General features: G+C 68.0%; 15 protein-coding genes. 11 read left to right on the top strand and 4 right to left on the bottom strand.

Annotated features, from left to right (window positions below; all coding sequences use genetic code 11):
- Positions 1-98: 98 nt before the first annotated feature.
- The 11 genes from ACJMK0_RS11380 to ACJMK0_RS11330 all read left to right on the top strand — a co-directional run bounded on the left by ACJMK0_RS11380 (position 99) and on the right by ACJMK0_RS11330 (position 10,044).
- Positions 99-1,949 (top strand): feruloyl-CoA synthase, encoded by a 1,851-nt coding sequence (locus tag ACJMK0_RS11380; protein ID WP_405238492.1) that lies wholly within the window; start codon positions 99-101, stop codon positions 1,947-1,949.
- Positions 1,950-2,028: 79 nt separating this feature from the next.
- A complete protein-coding gene (locus tag ACJMK0_RS11375) occupies positions 2,029-2,787 on the top strand; it encodes an SDR family oxidoreductase (RefSeq protein ID WP_405238490.1) in 759 nt (252 codons plus the stop codon).
- A 251-nt stretch (positions 2,788-3,038) separates the two neighbouring features.
- Complete coding sequence (locus tag ACJMK0_RS11370) at positions 3,039-4,133, top strand: hydrogenase small subunit (RefSeq protein ID WP_405238488.1); 1,095 nt, start codon at positions 3,039-3,041, stop codon at positions 4,131-4,133.
- Entirely contained in the window at positions 4,126-5,922 is a 1,797-nt protein-coding gene (locus tag ACJMK0_RS11365) for a nickel-dependent hydrogenase large subunit (RefSeq protein ID WP_405238486.1), read from the top strand. Before ACJMK0_RS11370 ends, ACJMK0_RS11365 begins: the two co-directional genes overlap by 8 nt.
- Before the next feature lie 39 nt (positions 5,923-5,961).
- The gene (gene cybH / locus ACJMK0_RS11360; protein ID WP_405238484.1) at positions 5,962-6,687 is read left to right on the top strand and encodes a Ni/Fe-hydrogenase, b-type cytochrome subunit; all 726 of its coding nucleotides are present in this window, start codon (positions 5,962-5,964) and stop codon (positions 6,685-6,687) included.
- Positions 6,684-7,310 carry a HyaD/HybD family hydrogenase maturation endopeptidase gene (gene hybD / locus ACJMK0_RS11355; RefSeq protein WP_405238482.1) on the top strand — a complete coding sequence of 209 codons (627 nt, stop codon included), beginning with the start codon at positions 6,684-6,686 and terminating at the stop codon, positions 7,308-7,310. Before cybH ends, hybD begins: the two co-directional genes overlap by 4 nt.
- Positions 7,311-7,313: 3 nt before the next feature.
- Complete coding sequence (locus tag ACJMK0_RS11350; protein WP_405238480.1) at positions 7,314-7,736, top strand: thioredoxin domain-containing protein; 423 nt, start codon at positions 7,314-7,316, stop codon at positions 7,734-7,736.
- A 31-nt stretch (positions 7,737-7,767) separates the two neighbouring features.
- Positions 7,768-8,634 carry a hydrogenase expression/formation protein gene (locus ACJMK0_RS11345; RefSeq protein WP_405238478.1) on the top strand — a complete coding sequence of 289 codons (867 nt, stop codon included), beginning with the start codon at positions 7,768-7,770 and terminating at the stop codon, positions 8,632-8,634.
- Between the two features lie 27 nt (positions 8,635-8,661).
- The gene (locus tag ACJMK0_RS11340) at positions 8,662-8,859 is read left to right on the top strand and encodes a rubredoxin (protein ID WP_405238476.1); all 198 of its coding nucleotides are present in this window, start codon (positions 8,662-8,664) and stop codon (positions 8,857-8,859) included.
- A 12-nt stretch (positions 8,860-8,871) separates the two neighbouring features.
- The gene (gene hybE / locus ACJMK0_RS11335) at positions 8,872-9,357 is read left to right on the top strand and encodes a [NiFe]-hydrogenase assembly chaperone HybE (RefSeq protein ID WP_405238475.1); all 486 of its coding nucleotides are present in this window, start codon (positions 8,872-8,874) and stop codon (positions 9,355-9,357) included.
- Positions 9,358-9,534: 177 nt separating this feature from the next.
- A complete protein-coding gene (locus ACJMK0_RS11330) occupies positions 9,535-10,044 on the top strand; it encodes an Hsp20/alpha crystallin family protein (RefSeq protein WP_405238473.1) in 510 nt (169 codons plus the stop codon).
- Positions 10,045-10,094: 50 nt separating this feature from the next.
- Here ACJMK0_RS11330 and ACJMK0_RS11325 read toward each other — a convergent pair whose 3' ends face one another.
- From ACJMK0_RS11325 to ACJMK0_RS11310, 4 genes are all read right to left on the bottom strand, one after another.
- The gene (locus tag ACJMK0_RS11325) at positions 10,095-11,723 is read right to left on the bottom strand and encodes an alkaline phosphatase family protein (protein WP_405238471.1); all 1,629 of its coding nucleotides are present in this window, start codon (positions 11,721-11,723) and stop codon (positions 10,095-10,097) included.
- Positions 11,724-11,832: 109 nt separating this feature from the next.
- Complete coding sequence (locus ACJMK0_RS11320; RefSeq protein ID WP_405238469.1) at positions 11,833-12,834, bottom strand: dihydroorotate dehydrogenase-like protein; 1,002 nt, start codon at positions 12,832-12,834, stop codon at positions 11,833-11,835.
- Positions 12,831-16,451, bottom strand: coding sequence for a pyruvate:ferredoxin (flavodoxin) oxidoreductase (gene nifJ, locus ACJMK0_RS11315; protein WP_405238467.1), 3,621 nt, complete (start codon positions 16,449-16,451; stop codon positions 12,831-12,833). Before nifJ ends, ACJMK0_RS11320 begins: the two co-directional genes overlap by 4 nt.
- Positions 16,441-18,081 carry an NAD(P)-binding protein gene (locus ACJMK0_RS11310; protein WP_405238465.1) on the bottom strand — a complete coding sequence of 547 codons (1,641 nt, stop codon included), beginning with the start codon at positions 18,079-18,081 and terminating at the stop codon, positions 16,441-16,443. Before ACJMK0_RS11310 ends, nifJ begins: the two co-directional genes overlap by 11 nt.
- Between the last annotated feature and the right edge of the window lie 187 nt (positions 18,082-18,268).

The raw sequence follows: 18,268 nt of genomic DNA, 5'->3' as shown, positions 1-18,268 counted from the left end.
ATACCGGTCCTTCGCAGACCTCCACTGTCACTTGCATTATTCGACTGAGTCGGTAAGGATCGGGGCCATCGACGGACAGCGCCGAGGACACCGTTTTCATGACCGATTTCCGCACCGCTCCGTTCCGGGAAGTCGCGTTCCCATCCGCCAGCATGGCAGTGGAGGAACGCGCCGACGGCACGCTGATCGTGACGCCGGAGACCGGGCTCGAACCCTACGTGCCGAACCTGCTGCTCGAGCTGGAGCGCCAGGCGGGGGAGCGCCCCGACCAGCCCTACCTGATGGAGAGGGAGGGCGGCGACGGGGAGTGGGTGGCCCAGACCTACCAGGAGACCCGCCGCGACGCCCACGCGGTGGCCCAGTGGCTGCTGGACAACGGCGTCGGCCCCGACCGCTCCCTGCTGATCCTGTCCGGCAATTCCATCCGCCACGCGGTGTTCAAGTACGGCGCCATGGCCGTGGGCGTCCCGGTCTGCCCGGTGAGCGTGAATTATGCGCTCATGGGTGGCGACTACGGACGGCTGAAGCACGTGCTGGAGCTGGTCAGGCCGGCGGTCGTATTCGCCGAGCAGACGCCGCTGTACAAGGCCGCTCTGGAGGCGGTGGATTTCGGCGACGCCATCGTCGTCACCGAGGAGCCGGAGCTGCTGGAGCGGCCCGCCGTCGCCGTTACCGAGGTGCTGGCGCTGCGGGCGGGCCCGGAAGTGAAGGAGGCCATCGAAGGGCTGGACCCGGATGCGCCGGCCGTCTACATGCTCACCTCCGGCTCCACCAGCCTGCCAAAGGCGGTCGTGCAGACCCAGCGCATGCTGGGGGCCAACCTGGCCCAGGCGAAACAGGTCCTCGGCGAGACGGCCGGCTGGAAGGACGTGATGCTCGACTGGCTGCCCTGGAACCACGTCTCCGGCACGTCGAGCAAGTTCGGGGTGATGATCGCCGGCGGCACCTTATATATAGACGGCGGGCGCCCGCTGCCGGGACAGTTCGACCTGACCATCCGCAACCTGAAGGAAGTGCCGGTCAGCTTCTTCACCAACGTGCCGGCCGGCTACGCCATGCTGGCCGACGCGCTGGAGCGCGACGACGAGCTCCGCGAGACCTTCTTCTCGAAGCTGAGGCTGGCGTTGTACGGCGGGGCCGGGCTGCCTCAGGCACTGTACGACCGGCTGCAGGCGCTCGCCGTGCGCACCACCGGCAAGCGAGTCTTCTTCACGACCGGCTACGGCGCCACCGAGACGACCTCCGGCTGCATGGCCATTTATTTCGATACGGAAGAGGTGGGCATCGGCCTGCCGATGCCGGGGCTGACCATCAAGCTGGTGCCCCAGGACGAGCGCTACGAGATCCGCATGAAGGGCCCGATGATCACGCCGGGCTACCTGCACATGCCGGAGAAGAACGCCGAGATCTTCGATGACGAGGGGTATTTCCGGATCGGCGATGCCGCACAGTTCAACGAATCCGGCGATATCGAGCGCGGGCTTAAGTTCGCCGGCCGCCTGGCCGAGGAGTTCAAGCTCGCCAACGGTACCTGGGTCTCCGCCGGCAACCTGCGGGCGGCCGTGGTGCAGGCTTGCTCGCCGCTGGTGAGCGACGTGCTGGTATGCGGGCTCAACCGGGACTACGTGGCCGTGCTGGCCTGGCCCAACCGGGCCGGCGTCGAGCAGGTGCTGGGCGCAGAGCCGCCGGCCAGCGCCCGGGAGCTGACCGGCGAGCCCGTCGTGCGCGAGCGTATCGTGCAGGCGCTGGAGACGCACAACCGGGCCAATCCGGGCTCCAGCACCCGCATCCGCCGTTTCGCCTTCCTGGACGAGCCGCCGAGCATCGACGGGCACGAGCTGTCGGACAAGGGCACGGTGAACCAGTCCGTGGCGCTGCGCCGACGGGCGGCCGACGTGGAACGTCTGTACGCGGCATCGCCCGGCGAGGACGTGATCGTCGCCCAATAACGCCGGCGGCTGCCGCGGGTCGCCGACCGGCCTGGCAGCCTGCTGCGACTTCCGAGCGCGACAGAGAGGGGGAGAGACTATGGATATCGAGGGTGCGGCTGCGATCGTCACCGGCGGCAACCGGGGCATCGGCGAGGGTTTCGTGCGGGCGCTGCTGGAGGCGGGCGCGGCCAGGGTCTACGTGGGTGCCCGCGACCCTGCCGCGGCGCAGCATCTGGCGGACGAATTCGCCGACCGGGCGGTGCCGGTGGCCCTGGACGTCACTGACGAAGCACAGGTGGCGGCGGCTGCCGCGAAATGTGCGGATGTCTCCATCGTCGTCAACAACGCCGGCGTTTTCACGAATCGGCTCCTGATCGGGGCCGACGACATGAGCGGCGCCCGCCAGGAGATGGAGGTCAACTACTTCGGCACGCTGTCCATGTGCCGCGCGTTCGCCCCGGTGCTCGCCGCGAACGGGGGCGGCGCCATCGTCAATGTGCTGTCGGCGGCGGCACTCACGAATATCCCGAATATGGGCGGCTACGGGCCGTCCAAGAGCGCGACGCGCTTCCTGTCGGCCGGCGTGCGGGCCGAGCTGGCCGACCAGGGCACCCAGGTCACGGCGCTGATCGTCGGCTCGGTGGATACCCGCATGGCCGCCCACGTGGCGGGACAGAAGGAGCAGCCCGTCGACATCGGCCGGGCCGGGGTCAGGGCCATCCGGAAGAACATCGACGAGATGGACACCGACTGGATGGCGACCAGCGTCCGGGCCCGGATCGCGATGGATCCGAAGGGCTACGAACGCGGCCTCGCGAAGCTGCTGAAAGCCGATCGGCTCAGTACCGGCAAGTAGGCCGCCCCCACCCGTCCCGCGCCGGCTGCGACTTGGCGTGACCTGCGTAAGTATCTACCAGTATGGAGTCGAGGCGGCCGTACTCCAACAATAGACGCGGATGGGGGACTAGCGCCTGGAACAAGAAGCAGAACGCTACGTGTCGAACCCGTCCGCGCTGGTGACGGCCAGCCGTGTTGCGGCCTTTCGATGGTGGCGCGCGCCGGCTGGCCGATTCAGCGACGAACATAGCAGCAGAAGAGGACGTCGCCATGGCAGCCCGAGAAACCTTATACGAGGTCATGCGCCAGCATGGCATTACCCGCCGCAGCTTTCTTAAGTTCTGCAGCCTGACCGCAGCCGGCCTCGGCCTCGGTCCGGAGTTCGCGGGCAAGATTGCGTACGCGCTCGAAACCAAGCCACGCACGCCGGTGATCTGGCTGCACGGCCTGGAGTGCACTTGCTGCACCGAGTCTTTCATCCGGTCGGGCAACCCGCTCGCCAGTGACGTCGTCCTGTCCATGATATCCCTGGACTACGACGACACGCTGATGGCGGCTGCCGGTCATCAGGCCGAGGAGATCCTCGAGCAGACCATCGAGAAATACGACGGCGAATACATCCTGGCCTGCGAGGGCAATCCCCCGCTGAACGAGGACGGCGTGTACTGCATGCAGGCCGGCATCCCGTACGTTGAGAAACTTCGGCACATGGCCGCTCACTGCAAGGCCATCGTGGCCTGGGGCTCCTGCGCTTCCTGGGGTTGCGTGCAGGCCGCCAAGCCGAATCCGACCCGCGCCGTCCCGATCCACAAGGTGATCAAGGACAAGCCCATCGTGAAAGTGCCGGGTTGCCCGCCCATCGCCGAGGTGATGACGGGTGTGCTGACCTACATGATCGCCTTCGACGAGTTGCCCGAGCTGGATCGCCAGGGCCGGCCGAAGATGTTCTACGGCCAGCGCCTGCACGACAAGTGCTATCGGCGCCCGCACTTCGACGCCGGCCAGTTCGTCGAGAAATTCGACGACGAAGGCGCGAAGAAGGGTTACTGCCTGTACAAGGTCGGCTGCAAGGGCCCGACCACGTACAACGCCTGCTCCACCGTGGAGTGGAACGACGGCCTGTCCTGGCCGGTGAAGTCGGGCCACGGCTGCCTCGGCTGCGCCGAAGACGATTTCTGGGACAAGGGCAGCTTCTACAGTGCGATCGGCAAGCTCGACGTCTCCCCGCGTGGAGCCGAGGCCACGGCCGATCAGATCGGCGGCGTGCTCGCCGGTGCAGCGGCGATTGGTGTGGCGGCCCACGCGGTCGGCTCCGCCATCAGCCACATGACGCGCAAACAGCCTGAGGAGACCAGTAATGGCTAGTATCACCACGCCGAATGGCTTCAACCTTGACGACAGCGGTCAGCGCGTGGTCGTGGACCCGGTCACCCGGATCGAGGGCCACCTGCGCATCGAGGTCAATGTCGACGAGAACAACGTCATCCAGAACGCGGTCTCCACGGGCAACATGTGGCGCGGACTGGAGGTGATCCTGAAGGGCCGCGATCCCCGCGACGCCTGGGCCTTCGTCGAGCGCATCTGCGGCGTCTGCACCGGTGTGCACGCCATCCAGTCGGTGCGCACCGTCGAAGACGCGCTGGGCATCGAGATCCCGGCCAACGCCAATCACATCAGAAACCTGATGATGCTGGCGCAGTACACCCAGGACCATCTCGTGCACTTCTATCACCTGCATGCCCTGGACTGGGTGGACGTGGTCAGCGCGCTCAGCGCCGATCCGAAGGCCACCTCCCAGCTGCAGCAGTCCATCAGCAACTGGCCGAAGTCCTCGCCGGGCTACTTCAGTGACGTGCAGAACAAGCTGAAGCGATTCGTGGAATCCGGTCAGCTGGGTATCTTCGCAAACGCCTACTGGGGCAGCCCGGCCTACAAGCTGCCGCCCGAGGCGAACCTGATGGCCGTGACTCATTATCTGGAGGCGCTCGACTTCCAGAAGGAGATCGTCAAGGTCCATACGGTCTTCGGCGGCCGCAACCCGCACCCGAACTGGCTGGTGGGCGGTGCACCCTGCTCGATCAACGTGAACGACACCGGCGCCGTCGGTGCGATCAACATGTACTGGCTGAACCTGGTGTCCGACATCATCAACCAGTCCATCCAGTTCGTCGATCAGGTCTATATCCCCGACCTGAAGGCCATCGCGTCCTTCTACAAGGACTGGGGCTTCGGCGGCGGTCTGTCGGGCAAGAACGTCATGTCCTACGGCGACTTCCCCGAGTTCGCGAACCAGTTCGACAACGACAGCTTCATGATGCCCCAGGGAGCGATCCTGAACGGCGACCTGTCGAAGGTCTACGACGTCGATCCGCGGGATCCCGAACAGGTGCAGGAATTCGTCACCCACTCCTGGTACGACTATCCCGGCGACCCGAACGCAGGGCTCCATCCCTGGGACGGCATCACCGAGCCGAAGTTCGAGCTCGGACCGAATGCCAAGGGTACGAAGACGAACATCCAGGCACACGACGAGGGCGGCAAGTACTCCTGGCTGAAGGCGCCGCGCTGGCGCGGCAACGCGATGGAAGTCGGCCCGCTGGCCCGCTACATCGTCGCCTATGCCCGCGGCCACGAGGAGATCAAGGATCAGGTCGACGGCCTGCTCAGCGATCTCGATCTGCCGATCACCGCTCTGTTCTCGACGCTGGGTCGCACGGCTGCTCGCGGTCTGGAGACCTCCTGGGCGGCGCACAAGATGCGCTACGTGTTCGACAACATGATGGCCAACATCAAGGCCGGCGATTCGGCGACCGCCAATATGGACAAGTGGGAGCCGGACACGTGGCCCAAGGACACCAAGGGTGTCGGCTACGGCGAGGCGCCCCGTGGCTCGCTCGGCCACTGGATCCACATCAAGGACGGCCAGATCGAGAACTACCAGTGCGTCGTACCGTCCACCTGGAACGCCTCGCCGCGTGATCACCAGGGCAATATCGGTGCCTACGAGGCCGCGTTGCTCGGCACGCCCATGGCGGACCCGAAAAAGCCGCTGGAGATCCTGCGTACGATCCACAGCTTCGATCCCTGCCTGGCCTGCGCCACGCACGTGATCTCGCCCGACGGTGAAGATCTGACGACGGTGAAGATCCGTTAGGGGGCTCTGGCCAACCGAGGAATCGATTAGGAGACGATCATGGCAACGAGCACAGAGGCGATGGGTGGGCGCAGTCCTGCGAACCTGAAGCCCGAGTACATCTACGAGGCGCCGGTCCGCATCTGGCACTGGGTTCACGCTATCAGCATCGTGGTGCTGTGCGTCACCGGCTATCTGATCGGGAACCCGCTACCGAGTGTGCCCGGGGAGGCGAGTGAATCCTTCCTGATGGGCAACATCCGGATGATCCACTTCATCGCGGGCTACGTGTTCACGATCGGTTTGCTGGTGCGGATCTACTGGGGCTTCGTCGGCAACAAGTACTCCCGGGAACTATTCTACCTGCCCATCTGGAAAGGGAGCTGGTGGAAGGAGCTGTTCCACGAGATCAAGTACTACAGCTTCCTGACCCGCAAGACCTACAAGACGAAGGCGCACAACCCGCTGGCCCAGAGCGCGATGTGGTTCTTCAACTTCATCCTGGGTCTGTTCCTGGTGATCACGGGTTTCGCGTTGTACTCGGAGGGTCTGGGTGACGGCAGCTGGGCGGACGTGCTGTTCGGCTGGGTATTCGTGCTCTTCCCGAACTCCATGGGCGTGAAGACCTGGCACAACTTCGGCATGTGGCTGATCATCGTCTTCGCGATCATCCATACGTACATGGCGATCCGCGCTGACGTCATGGGCCGGCAGTCGAGTGTGAGCACGATCATGTCCGGCTGGCGGTACTACAAGGACGACTACCCGGGCGACGATCCGCGGTGACGGAAGGCATCGTTCCAAGCCGGCCCGAGGGAGACCCCGTCGGCTTCGAAACCCTCATCCTCGGAATCGGGAATCCGCTCTGGGCAGATGAGGGTTTCGGGGTACGGGCCGCCGAGCAGCTGAACGCGGAGTACTTGTTCCCGCCGGAAGTCCGCGTGATGGACGGCGGGACGCTCGGTCTCATGCTGCTGCCCTACGTGCGTTCGGCGAAGAACCTGCTGATCTTCGACGCCATCGACTTCGGTCTGGAGCCCGCCGAGATGAAGGTCATCGTCGGCGACGACGTGCCCAGGTTCATGGGCGTCAAGAAGATGAGCATGCACCAGACCGGCTTCCAGGAGGTGCTGATGTCCGCCGAGATGTTCGGCCAGGCACCGGACAAGCTCGCACTGGTGGGCGTGCAGCCGGAACTGCTGAACGACTACGGCGGCAGCCTGCGCGAATCGGTGAAGGCCCGCCTGCCGGAGGCAGTGGAGGCCGGCCTCGCCGTCCTTCGCGACTGGGGCATCGAGTACCGGAAACGCGACACGCCCCTGGAGAATACGGAACTGACCGGGCCCGACGCCATCAATATGGATGAGTACGAGGCCGGGAGGCCGGACACCAAAGAAACCTGGAGATAGTCAGTGGGAGAGACCCTGAACCATCCGCTGATCCAGCGGTTGATCGACGAGTTCGGCTACCCGACCGTCGGCCTCGAGGACCACGACGCGTTCGTGGCCGATCCTGCCGTGAGCGTCCTGTTCTTCGCGGGCGAGCCGAAGAAGTTCGGCGAGACCGTCGACGTGGCCGTGGTGCTGCCGGAGATCGTCTCGGCCTACGACGGCAGGCTGCGGCCGGCCGTCGTGGAGAAGGAGGCGGAGAAGGAGCTGCAGCGGAAATACGGTTTCCGCGAGTGGCCTTCGCTGGTCTTCGTCCGTGAGGGCGGCTGGCTCGGCACCATCTCGCGCATCCGCAACTGGCAGGAGTATCTCGACGAGATCAACGAGATACTGCGCTCCGAGCCGCGGCGTCCGCCGGGATTCAAGATCCCGGTCGTGACGGCCTGAACCGCACGCAGATCGACTGGGGGAATTACAGATGAATATCAGAGACATACCTGTCGTGGCGATCGGCCCCGGCAGCCAGCCGACCGAGAGCGACGGTGCCGAGCTCCAGTACATCGACCTGCCCCGCGGCATGGCCATGTACGAGCCGCCCTCCATACCCGACCCCGAGTCGGTGGAGAACCTCACCGGCGCGCGCGCGACGATGGACTGGCTGCAGCGCACGCTGGACGACTGGGAGCCGGGCAAGGCGGCTCTGGCCGACATCTCCGCCCTGGACCCCGAGAACCGTGAACTGGTCAACCAGGTTCTCGGCGAGGGTGAGGTCGCGGTGAAATTCACCGGCGATTTCCTGTCCCAGACCCAGGAGTCGGTGCTGGCCGGCGTCTGGCGCACTTTCTATCTGAACGAGGAAGGCAAGGTCACCCACGACCTGCTGGAAGTGGCCGAGGCGCCTTTCCTCGCTCGCCTGGGCGAACTCGGCCGCGACAGGGCGCCCGAGGACATCGCCGGCGGGGAGGCGCCGCCGGGCGCGCTGAACGCCCCGGCAATCCTCACGGAGATCGCCGACCGGGTCGCCAGCCGCACGCCCGGCGACGAGACCCACGTCATCAACCTCTCGCTGCTGCCCATGTCGGACGAGGATCTCGTGTTCCTGGACGAGACCCTCGGCAAGGGGCCCGTGGACATCCTGTCCCGCGGCTACGGCCACTGCATCATCTCGGCAACGCGGGTACGCGACGTCTGGTGGGTGCGCTATTTCAACTCGATGGCCAAGATGATCCTGAACTCGCTCGAGATCACCGACCTGCCCCACGTGGTTGCGGCGGCGCCGGAAGATATCCGCGACTCGAGCAAGCGCCTGGCGCAGCTGCTCGAGGCCTACTGGACCGACGACTGAGCGCGGCAGACTGCCGCAGGGAGAGACATGGGAGAGGCGATGGAAGGCCGCATCGGCGCCGACACCCGCATGGAGTGTCGTATCTGCTGGTACATCTACGATCCCGCGGAGGGCGACGACGTGGAACAGATCCCGCCCGGCACGCCCTTCACCGCGCTGCCAGACCATTGGTGCTGTCCCCAGTGCGAGACGGAGCGGGACAAGTTTCTGCCCGTGAGCGAGTGAGGCGGGTCGGCCGTGACTGATCCGGCGCTCGAGCGGCTGATCGATCGTTTCCGCGAGGCGGAGCCGCGCATGCGCGATCTGCCGTTCTACAACGAGCGGCTGTCCACGGAGGCGGTAGGCTTCCGGGACTGGGAAGGCCATCGCCTGGGCATCCTCATCACCCCCTGGTTCATCAACCTGATCCTGCTGCCCGGCGAGGAGGACGACTGGTCGGGCGTGGACCAGGGCGACCAGAGCGACTGGCATCTGCCCGCCGAGACCATCCGCTTCACGGCCAACCGGCCGGAAGATGAGGAGACGGGGGAGGACGAAGTCTTCCTGGCGGCCCCCGTGTTCACCAACGTCATCGGCGTGCCCGATCACGAGGCGGCGAAGAACATCGCCGAGCAGGTGCTGGAGAGTCTGCTGGCGAAACCCGGCAGCGAGAAGGCGGCGCCCGGCCACGCCGTCAGCCGGCGCGACCTGTTGCGCGGCAAGGTCAGCAGAAACTCCGGCTGACCGTTCGGTCTGCGGGTCCGGTCTGCCCATTTACAGGCCGACAGCTGTTCCAATCTAGTCCTTAGCGGTCCGGTCGACAATCCGGAAACTCACGGATTTGGTCGCCGTCGGCACCGTCCCATATTCATGGATGACCGGGCAGGAACGCCCGGCAACAACGAATACAGGAGGTGAACAATGGCCAACGTACGTGATATCAAACCGCGCAAAGACACCGAGCAGGGCACTGCACGGGCAGTCCGGCCGTTCACCCACGGCATGGACGAGTTCTTCGAGAACCTGTTCCCCCGCCGCTGGATGGAAGGGTTCATGGAGCCCCATGCCTGGAGACGGCCGTTCTGGAGCGAGTTGGAGACGGCCTTCGAGGGTTTCCCGAGAGTGGACGTCGTCGACAAGGGCGAGACCCTGCGGGTCCGCGCCGAACTGCCCGGCGTGGAGAAAGACGACCTCGACATCACGATCAACGGCGATCGCCTGACGATCGAGGCCAGGCGCGAGTACAAGGAAGAGGAGAAAGAGGAAGCCTACTTCCGCAACGAGATGGCCTACGGCCGGATCGCCCGTACCATCTACCTGCCGGTAGAAGTGGAGGGCGACAAGGCGAAGGCCGATCTGAAGAAGGGCATCCTCGAGATCACCCTGCCGAAGGTGAAGGCCACTAAGCCCCACACCGTCAAGGTCGCCTGATCTCCGGATTCGGAACGAGGCGGGAGGGGCGGCTGCGGCCGCCCCTTCCTTTATCTGGCGGCGCCGTCCCTGACGCCGGCCAGCGGTGGCTGTGCCGCGCCCTCCGGGGCGGGAACGCCGAGAATGGCGGTGAGCGTGGCCGCCACCCGGCGGGCGTCCGCCACCTCGTCGCCGGCTACCCGCTCGATGCCGTGGCCCCACATCAGCACGGGCACCCGGCGGTCGTAGTCCCAGGGCGTGCCGTGGTTGGCGCCGCCGCCGGGGACGTCGTAGACCGCATTGAACCAGCCGGTGGCGGGTACCACCAGCAGGTCGGCGTCCACGCCTTCGGGCATGGAGGCCGCGGCCAGCCGGTCGACCGTGCTCTCGCTTGTCGCCAGTGCCGCGCGGTCGCGGAATGCATAGACCCGCTCGATGCCCGGCAGATCCGCGAGCGCTGCGGCCACGGCCGCGGAGAGCTCGGCGCCACGGGCGTCGCCGGCGGCGGTGAAATAGAGGCTGGAAGACTGGTAACCGGCGATCCAGTCGCCCTCGCCCAGCGCCGCCCGGGCGGCCTCACGGGCGGTGGCGATGATCGTCTCGCTGGGTAGACGCCCGCCGGGTTCGCCGGTCTGCTCCGGCAGCCGCGCGACGCCGTGGTCGGCCGTGATGACGAAGGTCACCCGCATCTCCTCGGGCAGGGAGCGGGCCAGCGCGGTGAGTTCCCTGTCCGTGCGCAGCAGGTTGTCCACGTACTCGCAGGAGGTGGCGCCCCACACGTGGCCGATGCGGTCGGTGCCGGAGACGCCCAGCACGAGCAGGTCCGGGACGTCGTCCTCGCCCATCCCCTCGGCCCCGATCGCAGCCCGCGCCGCCGCGAAGAACCAGGGGGTGGAGGCCGCGGAGTAACCGAAGGCCTTGTCGGGTTTCTGTGAATCGGCGGGGTCGTAGGGAAATACGTTGTTCCAGCCGACGAACGGCCCCTCGCCGGGCGCGTCGTCCTGCGCGCAGGGGCTGTCGGCCTGCCGCTGCCAGGTGGTGAAGGTACGCTCCACGGGCTGGTCGGCGTTGAACGCCGCGAGCCAGTCCGGGAGGCTGCCGTCCGGCCGGTACCAGGCGGACGTGGTCATCGCCGGGATGTCGTCGTCGTAGAAGACGGCGAGATCGGCAGAGCGGCCGGTGGCGAGGATGGCGGCCCGCGCCTTCATGGAGACGCCGACGATCACGGCTTCCCCGCCGGTAGCCTCGTGCAGCCGGTCGCCGGCGGTGTCGACCCTGAGCGCCGCCGGGCTGGCGTGGCTCTCCGGGTTGCCGATCACCCGATGCACGCCGTCGTCGACGATGGGCAGGCGGCCCCGGACGGGGTGGTGTACCGCATTGGCGAAGGCGCCGTGCACCGCCGGGGCGACTCCCGTGACCAGGGTGGCATGCCCGGCCGCGGTGGCCGTGTTGGCGTAGCGCAGGTCCACCGAGTGGCGGGCTCCCTCGGCCCAGGCGCGCCGCAGCAGGCTGTCCGGCGGCAGCAGCGGCAGGTGCTCGGCCAGCACCCAGTCGCCGAACTGGTCCAGCACCACGAGGATCACCAGCTGCGGCGGTTGCGCGCCGGCGTCCTGCCCGGCATCGGAGGGTCGGTCGGGGCTCGTGGCGCAACCGGCAACAAGCGCGATCAGTGCGGCGGCGAGGAGGGTGGCGAGTCTCACGGTCCGGAGTCCTTCTGTCAGCCATCGGCAAGCGCAGGAGGATACCGCAGCCCGCGCCGTCATCAAGACTGCCCGGCCGATGTTGCAGCCCGATGACCGGGCCGGCGGCTCAGCCCCAGCGGTTCTGGTAGCTGTCCAGCACCCGCAGGTAGTTGGCCCGCTCGAAGGCGGCCGGTTCGGCCACGCGCCCGTGGCTCATGGCGCCGCGCACCTGCTCCACGTCCTCGTACCCCCGGGCCTCCATCCAGTCCGCCAGGCCGTCGCGGAGACTGGCGAGATAGGGCGGGCCGAGGCGCAGCAGTGCCGAGGCGGTCATGACCACGTGAGCGCCGGCGAGCAGGTACTTCGCCACCTCGGCCGCGCTGGTCACCCCGCTGGTGGCGGCAAGCGATCCCTGCAGCCGGCCGTGCAGCAGGGCCAGCCAGAACAGGCCCTGGCGGATCTCGCCGGAGCGGCTCAGCTCCAGCGTGGGCTCCACCTCCAGCTTCTCGATGTCGAAGTCCGGCTGATAGAAGCGGTTGAACAGCACCAGGCCGTCCGCGCCGGCGGATTCCAGCTGCAGCGCCATGTGTCCGAACGAGCTGAACCAGGGGCCCACCTTCACCGCCAGCGGGATCGAGACCGCCTCGCGCACCAGGTGCACCGTCTGCAGATAGCGGCGCTCCACGTCGGCCCCGCATTCCGCCGGATCGGCCGGCAGATAGTAGAGATTCAGTTCCAGCGCATGCGCGCCGGCGTCCTCGATGAGCCGCGCGTAGTCGGTCCAGCCCTCGGGGCTCGCGCCGTTCAGGCTGGCGATGATCGGGATGCCGGTGGCCTCGCGGCAGCGGCGGATGTGCTCGAGGTACTGCTGCGGCCCGATCTCGGCGCCGCCCAGGTCGGGGAAATAGCTGAGCGCCTCGCCGAAGCTCTCGCTGCCGGCATCCATCAGATGGGCCTGGGCCGCCGCCTCGTGGCGGATCTGCTCCTCGAACAGGGAGTGGATGACGACCGCGGCGGCGCCGGCGTCCTCGAGACGACGGACGCCGTCGAGTGTCTGCGACAGCGGCGAGGCCGACGCGACGACGGGGTGTTCGAGTTCGAGGCCGAGATAGGTCGTTCTGAGTTTCATGCCGGTTTCCCTCCGGGGCTGTCGCCGGCGGCGAGGTGGCGATACGGGTTGGCCTCGGTGCCGCGGCCGGCCATCTCCTCGTAGATGCGCCAGTGCCGGTCGATGTGTTCCTGCGCCCGGGTCATCAGCCACTCGGCGCGGTCCGGGTCGCTGGCCTCCAGCACCCGGTAGCGCATCTCCCGGCTGGCGTAGTCGCGGAAGCGCTTCGTCGGCCTGGGCGAGTCCAGCAGGAAGGGCTCCTGGCCCTGCTCGGCCAGTAGCGGGTTGTAGCGCATCAGCGGCCAGTGCCCGCAGCTGACCGCGAGCTTCTGCTGCCTGAGGCCGTGCTCCATGTTGATACCGTGGGCGATGCAGTGGCTGTAGGCGAGTATCAGGGAGGGCCCCGGATAGCGTTCCGCCTCGCGGAAGGCGAGCAGCGTCTGCTGCGGGTTGGCGCCGAGGGCGACGCGGGCAACGTAGACGTGGCCGTAGGCGATGGCCTGCAGCGCCAGGTCCTTCTTCGCCACGCTCTTGCCGCCGGCGGCGAACTTCGCCACCGCGGCCGTCGGCGTGGATTTCGACGCCTGGCCGCCGGTGTTGGAGTAGACCTCGGTGTCGAGCACCAGCACGTTCACGTCGCGCTCCAGCGAGAGCACGTGGTCGAGGCCGCCGTAGCCGATGTCGTAGGCCCAGCCGTCGCCGCCGACGAGCCAGATGCTGTGCCTGACCAGATGGCGGGCCAGCGAGGCAAGGCGCGTCGCGCGGGGGTCGTCCATGCGGCCCAGGGCTTCCCGCAGCGCGGCCACGCGGTGGCGCTGTTCGCGGATCTCGGACTCCTCGTCCTGCACCGCGTCGAGTAGCCCGTCCACCAGGTCCGGCTCCAGCCGGGGGGCCAGTTTGCGCAGCAGCAGCTCCGCGTGACGGCGGTGCTGGTCCGCGCTCAGCCGGAACCCGAGGCCGAACTCCGCATTGTCCTCGAACAGCGAGTTCGACCAGGCGGGCCCGCGGCCTTCGTGATTCTTCGCCCAGGGCGTGGTCGGCAGATTGCCGCCGTAGATGGACGAGCAGCCGGTGGCATTGGCGATCACCGCCCGGTCGCCGAACAGCTGGGACAGCAGTTTCAGGTAGGGCGTCTCGCCGCAGCCGGCGCAGGCGCCGGAGAACTCGAACAGGGGCGGCAGATACTGCACGCCGCGGATGTTGGAGAAGTCCACATGGCCCCGGTCCACGTCGGGCAGCCGTTCGAACCAGGCGAGGTGTGCGCGCACCGGCTCGAGGTCCGCTGGCTTCGGGCGCATGTTGATGGCGCGCTCGGCGGGACGCTCGATATTCCGCGCCGGGCAGGCATCCACGCACAGCGCACACCCGGTGCAGTCCTCGGCGTAGACCTGCAGCGTATAGCGGGTGTCCGGGAAGCCCCGCGCGGAGACCGGTGCGCTGGGGAAGCCGTCCGGTGCGTCAGCCAGTCCCTCGTCGTCGAAGAACTTCGCCCGGATGACGCCGTGGGGGCAGACGACGCCGCACTGGCCGCACTGGATGCAGATCTCCGGGTCCCACTCAGGTACGAAATCGGCGATGTTGCGTTTCTCCCAGGCGGCGGTGCCGGTCGGCCAGGTGCCGTCCGCGGGCAGGGCGCTCACGGGCAGCGCGTCGCCGCGGCCGGCGAGCAGCGGGCCGGTGACGCGGCGCACGAACTCCGGCGCATCTTCCGGCACGGGCGGCCGCCGGTCGGACGTGGCCGTGACGTCGCCGGGCGGCACCGGCGCCAGGTTGGCGATGGCCCGGTCCACCGCCGCGTAGTTCTGCTCGACCACATCCGGGCCCTTGCGGCGGTAACTCCTGCCGATGGCCTCCTTGATCTGCGCGATGGCCTCCTCCGCGGGCATGATGCCCATGAGCTGGAAGAAACACGTCTGCATGATCGTGTTGATGCGCCGCCCCAGCCCGGCCTCCCGGGCCACCCGGTAGGCGTCGATCGCCCACACGTCCAGGTCCTTGTCGAGGATCTCCCGCTGTACCGAGCGGGGCAGCTGCGCCCAGATCCCGTCAGCGGGCCCCGGGGCGTTCAGCAGCACCCTGGCCCGGCGCCGGGCCAGCGCCAGCACGTCGCCGGTACGCAGGAAATCGAACTGGTGGCAGGCGACGAAATCCGCCTCCTCGATCAGGCAGGTAGAGCGGATGGGGTGCGGCCCGAAGCGCAGATGGGACACGGTCCGCGAGCCGGCCTTCTTGGAGTCGTAGACGAAGTAACCCTGGGCGTAGGTGCCCGGCCGGCTGCCGATGATCTTGATGGTGTTCTTGTTCGCGCTGACGGTGCCGTCGGCGCCGAGTCCGTGGAACACCGCCTGGAATGTCTCGCCGCGCTCGAGACGGAAGTCCGCCGGCACGGGCAGACTCGTGCCGCTCACGTCGTCGTTGATGCCGACCGTGAAACCCCGCTTCGGCTCGTCGGCGGCCAGGTTGTCGAAGACGGCCCGGACCATGGCGGGCGTGAACTCCTTCGACGACAGGCCGTAGCGCCCGCCGATCACCAGCGGCCCGTTGCCGGCGCCAGGGTGAGCGCCGACGCAGCCGTTGCTCAGCGCGGCGGTGACGTCGAGGCACAGCGGTTCCGCCAGCGAGCCAGGCTCCTTGGTGCGGTCCAGTACGGCGATCCGGCGCACGGTGGGCGGCAGCGCCGAGCGCATGGCTGCGGCGTCGAAGGGCCGGAACAGGCGGACCTGCAGCAGCCCCACCTTCTCGCCGCGGGCGTTCAGGTGCTCCACCGTCTCGGCCGCCGTGCCGGCGCCCGAGCCCATCAGGACGATCACCCGTTCGGCCTCCGGGTCGCCCGTGTAGTCGAACAGGCGGTAGTGGCGGCCCGTCAGCGCCGCGAAGCGTTCCATGGCCCCGGCGACGGCGGCCGGGACGGCCGCGTACCAGGGGTTCGCCGCCTCCCGGGCCTGGAAGTAGACGTCCGGATTCTGGGCGGTGCCGCGCAGCACCGGGGCGTCCGGATCGAGGGCCCGCCCGCGGTGGGCCATCACGAGTTCCTCCGGCACCATGGCGGACAGCACGGCGTCGGGCAGCAGCGCGAGCGTGTTCATCTCGTGGGAGGTGCGGAAGCCGTCGAAGAAGTGCAGGAACGGCACCCGGGTCTCCAGCGTCGCGGCATGGGCGATCAGCGCGAGATCCTGGGCCTCCTGCACCGAGGCGGAGGCGAGCTGGGCGAATCCGGTCGGGCGGGTCGCCATAACGTCCTGGTGGTCGCCGAAGATCGACAACGCCTGACCGGCCACCGAGCGCGCCGCCACGTGGAAGACGGTGGGCGTCAGTTCGCCGGCGATCTTGTACATGTTGGGGATCATCAGCAGCAGGCCCTGGGAGGCCGTGAACGTGGTCGCCAGGGCGCCGGTCTGCAGCACGCCGTGCACGGCGCCGGCCGCCCCCGCCTCGCTCTGCATCTCCACCACCGAGGGCACGTCGCCCCAGATGTTCTGAAGGCCGGCATTCGACCACTGGTCGGCCAGCTCGCCCATGGGCGAGGAGGGCGTGATGGGATAGATCACGCAGATCTCGCTGAGGCGATAGGCGATGCGCGCGCAGGCCTCGTTGCCGTCGAGGGTGGTCACCGCCTGCTGTCCGTTTTCAGCGCTCAAGGCCGGGCTCCGGGATCATCTCGATGGCGTGGCAGGGACACTGTTCGAAGCAGGTGGCGCAGCCGGTACACAGGGTGTAGTCGAAGCGGTAGCGCTTGCCGGGCCCGAGCTTGATGACGGCGTCCTCGGGGCAGGCGGCGAGGCAGCCGTCGCACTCGTAACAGTTGCCGCAGGACAGGCAGCGCGCCGCCTCGTGCCTGGCCTCCGGTTCCGTGATGGTGGAGACGACCTCGCCGAAATCCTCCGCCCGGGTCGCCGCCGCGCGCTTCGGTTCCGGCTGCGCGAAGGTACCCTGGTAGAGGCTCAGGCGGAGCATGTCCCGCGTCACCACCGGGTGCTTCGGTGCCGGTTCGTGGCGCTCGCCGCGCAGCCATGCGTCTATGTGGCGGGCCGCTTTCTTGCCGTGCCCCACGCCCACGGTGACGGTGCGCTCGGAGGGCACCATGTCGCCGCCGGCGAAAATGCCCTCGTGGCCGGTCATCATCCGTTCGTCCACCACGACGGTGCCGTCCTTGTGGAATTCGATACCTTCCACGGCACGCAGGAAGCCCGTATCGGTGTCCTGCCCGAGGGCGAGGATGAGGCTGTCCGCCTCGAGGGTCTCCGTCTCGCCGGTGGGGCGCGGACGGCCGTTCTCATCCAGTTCCATCACCTCCACCGTCATGTGGGTGGACTCCAGCTCGCGGATGGAGCGCAGCCAGTTGATGCGGATGCCTTCCTCCTCGGCGTCCGCCGCCTCGAAGGCATGCGCCGGCATGTGCTCGCGGTCGCGCCGGTAGACGATCAGCGCCTCGTCCGCGCCCAGTCGGCGCGCCACCCGGGCCGCGTCCATCGCGGTATTGCCGCCGCCGTAGACCGCGATGCGCCGGCCCAGCCGCGGCGCGCGGCCGCTGTCGACGTCGCGCAGGAAGGTCACGGCGTCCATGACCCTGCCGGCGTCCCGGGCCGGTATGTCGATGCGTTTGCTGAGGTGGGCGCCTACCGCGACGAAGACGGCGTCGAAGCCGCCCTCGGCCCGTTCCCGTTCCAGGTCCTCCACCTTGTGGTCCAGGGTGATGACGACGCCCACGGCCTCGATCCGCGCGATCTCGGCCTCCAGCACGTCGCGTGGCAGCCGGTAGGCCGGGATGCCGACGTGCATCATGCCCCCGGCTACGGGCCCCGCGTCACGGATCTCCACCGCATGACCGGCGCGGCGCAGGTGCCAGGCAGCGGACAGACCGCTCGGTCCGGCACCCACGACCAGCACCCGCCGGCCCGTTTCCCCGGCGTGCGCTGCCGCCTGCCAGCCCTCCGCCAGCGCCCGGTCGCCCAGGTAACGCTCCACGGCATGGATGCTCACCGCCTGGTCGATGGGCGTGCGGTTGCAGTGGTCCTCGCAGGGGTGGTAGCACACCCGGCCGTGCACCGCCGGCAGCGGGTTGTCCGCCACCAGGGTCCGCCACGCGGACTCGTAGTCGCCGGCCTGGGCGGCCCCCAGCCAGGCCTGGATGTTCTCCCCGGCCGGGCAGGCGGCATTGCACGGCGGCAGCAGATCCACGTACACCGGGCGGCGCTCCCGCCTCGGCCCGGTCAGGGCGTCGTGGCGAAGATCCGCCGGGCGGGTCAGATCGCGGCTGCTTTCGTTCATCGGGGATTCTGCGGGCCCACGGGGAGGAATGCTGCCCCCTCAGAACCCTACATACCGGGTCCCCGAGGCGCAGGGATATCGGGGGATTCCACGACCCCGGCGGCGCGTCGCCCAATCGTGAACTGGCTCAACAATGTAGCCGTTGCGAAGCGCTAGTCTCTGTCTCGATACCAGTTCAATACGCGGG

It is taken from the genome of Lentisalinibacter orientalis (genome assembly GCF_040706535.1).
GTDB lineage: Bacteria > Pseudomonadota > Gammaproteobacteria > Steroidobacterales > Woeseiaceae > Lentisalinibacter > Lentisalinibacter orientalis.
The sequence above is the reverse complement of the archived record's forward strand: the minus strand, read 5'-3'. Positions and strand labels throughout refer to the sequence as shown.

Bases quoted from the DNA above. Each gene is read 5' to 3' on its own strand.
- ACJMK0_RS11375 (WP_405238490.1), top strand. From the start codon at position 2,029: ATGGATATCGAGGGTGCGGCTGCGATCGTCACCGGCGGCAACCGGGGC.
- ACJMK0_RS11330 (WP_405238473.1), top strand. From the start codon at position 9,535: ATGGCCAACGTACGTGATATCAAACCGCGCAAAGACACCGAGCAGGGC.
- cybH (WP_405238484.1), top strand. From the start codon at position 5,962: ATGGCAACGAGCACAGAGGCGATGGGTGGGCGCAGTCCTGCGAACCTG.
- ACJMK0_RS11340 (WP_405238476.1), top strand. From the start codon at position 8,662: ATGGGAGAGGCGATGGAAGGCCGCATCGGCGCCGACACCCGCATGGAG.
- ACJMK0_RS11345 (WP_405238478.1), top strand. From the start codon at position 7,768: ATGAATATCAGAGACATACCTGTCGTGGCGATCGGCCCCGGCAGCCAG.
- ACJMK0_RS11380 (WP_405238492.1), top strand. From the start codon at position 99: ATGACCGATTTCCGCACCGCTCCGTTCCGGGAAGTCGCGTTCCCATCC.
- ACJMK0_RS11320 (WP_405238469.1), bottom strand. From the start codon at position 12,834: ATGAAACTCAGAACGACCTATCTCGGCCTCGAACTCGAACACCCCGTC.
- ACJMK0_RS11310 (WP_405238465.1), bottom strand. From the start codon at position 18,081: ATGAACGAAAGCAGCCGCGATCTGACCCGCCCGGCGGATCTTCGCCAC.
- ACJMK0_RS11365 (WP_405238486.1), top strand. From the start codon at position 4,126: ATGGCTAGTATCACCACGCCGAATGGCTTCAACCTTGACGACAGCGGT.
- ACJMK0_RS11370 (WP_405238488.1), top strand. From the start codon at position 3,039: ATGGCAGCCCGAGAAACCTTATACGAGGTCATGCGCCAGCATGGCATT.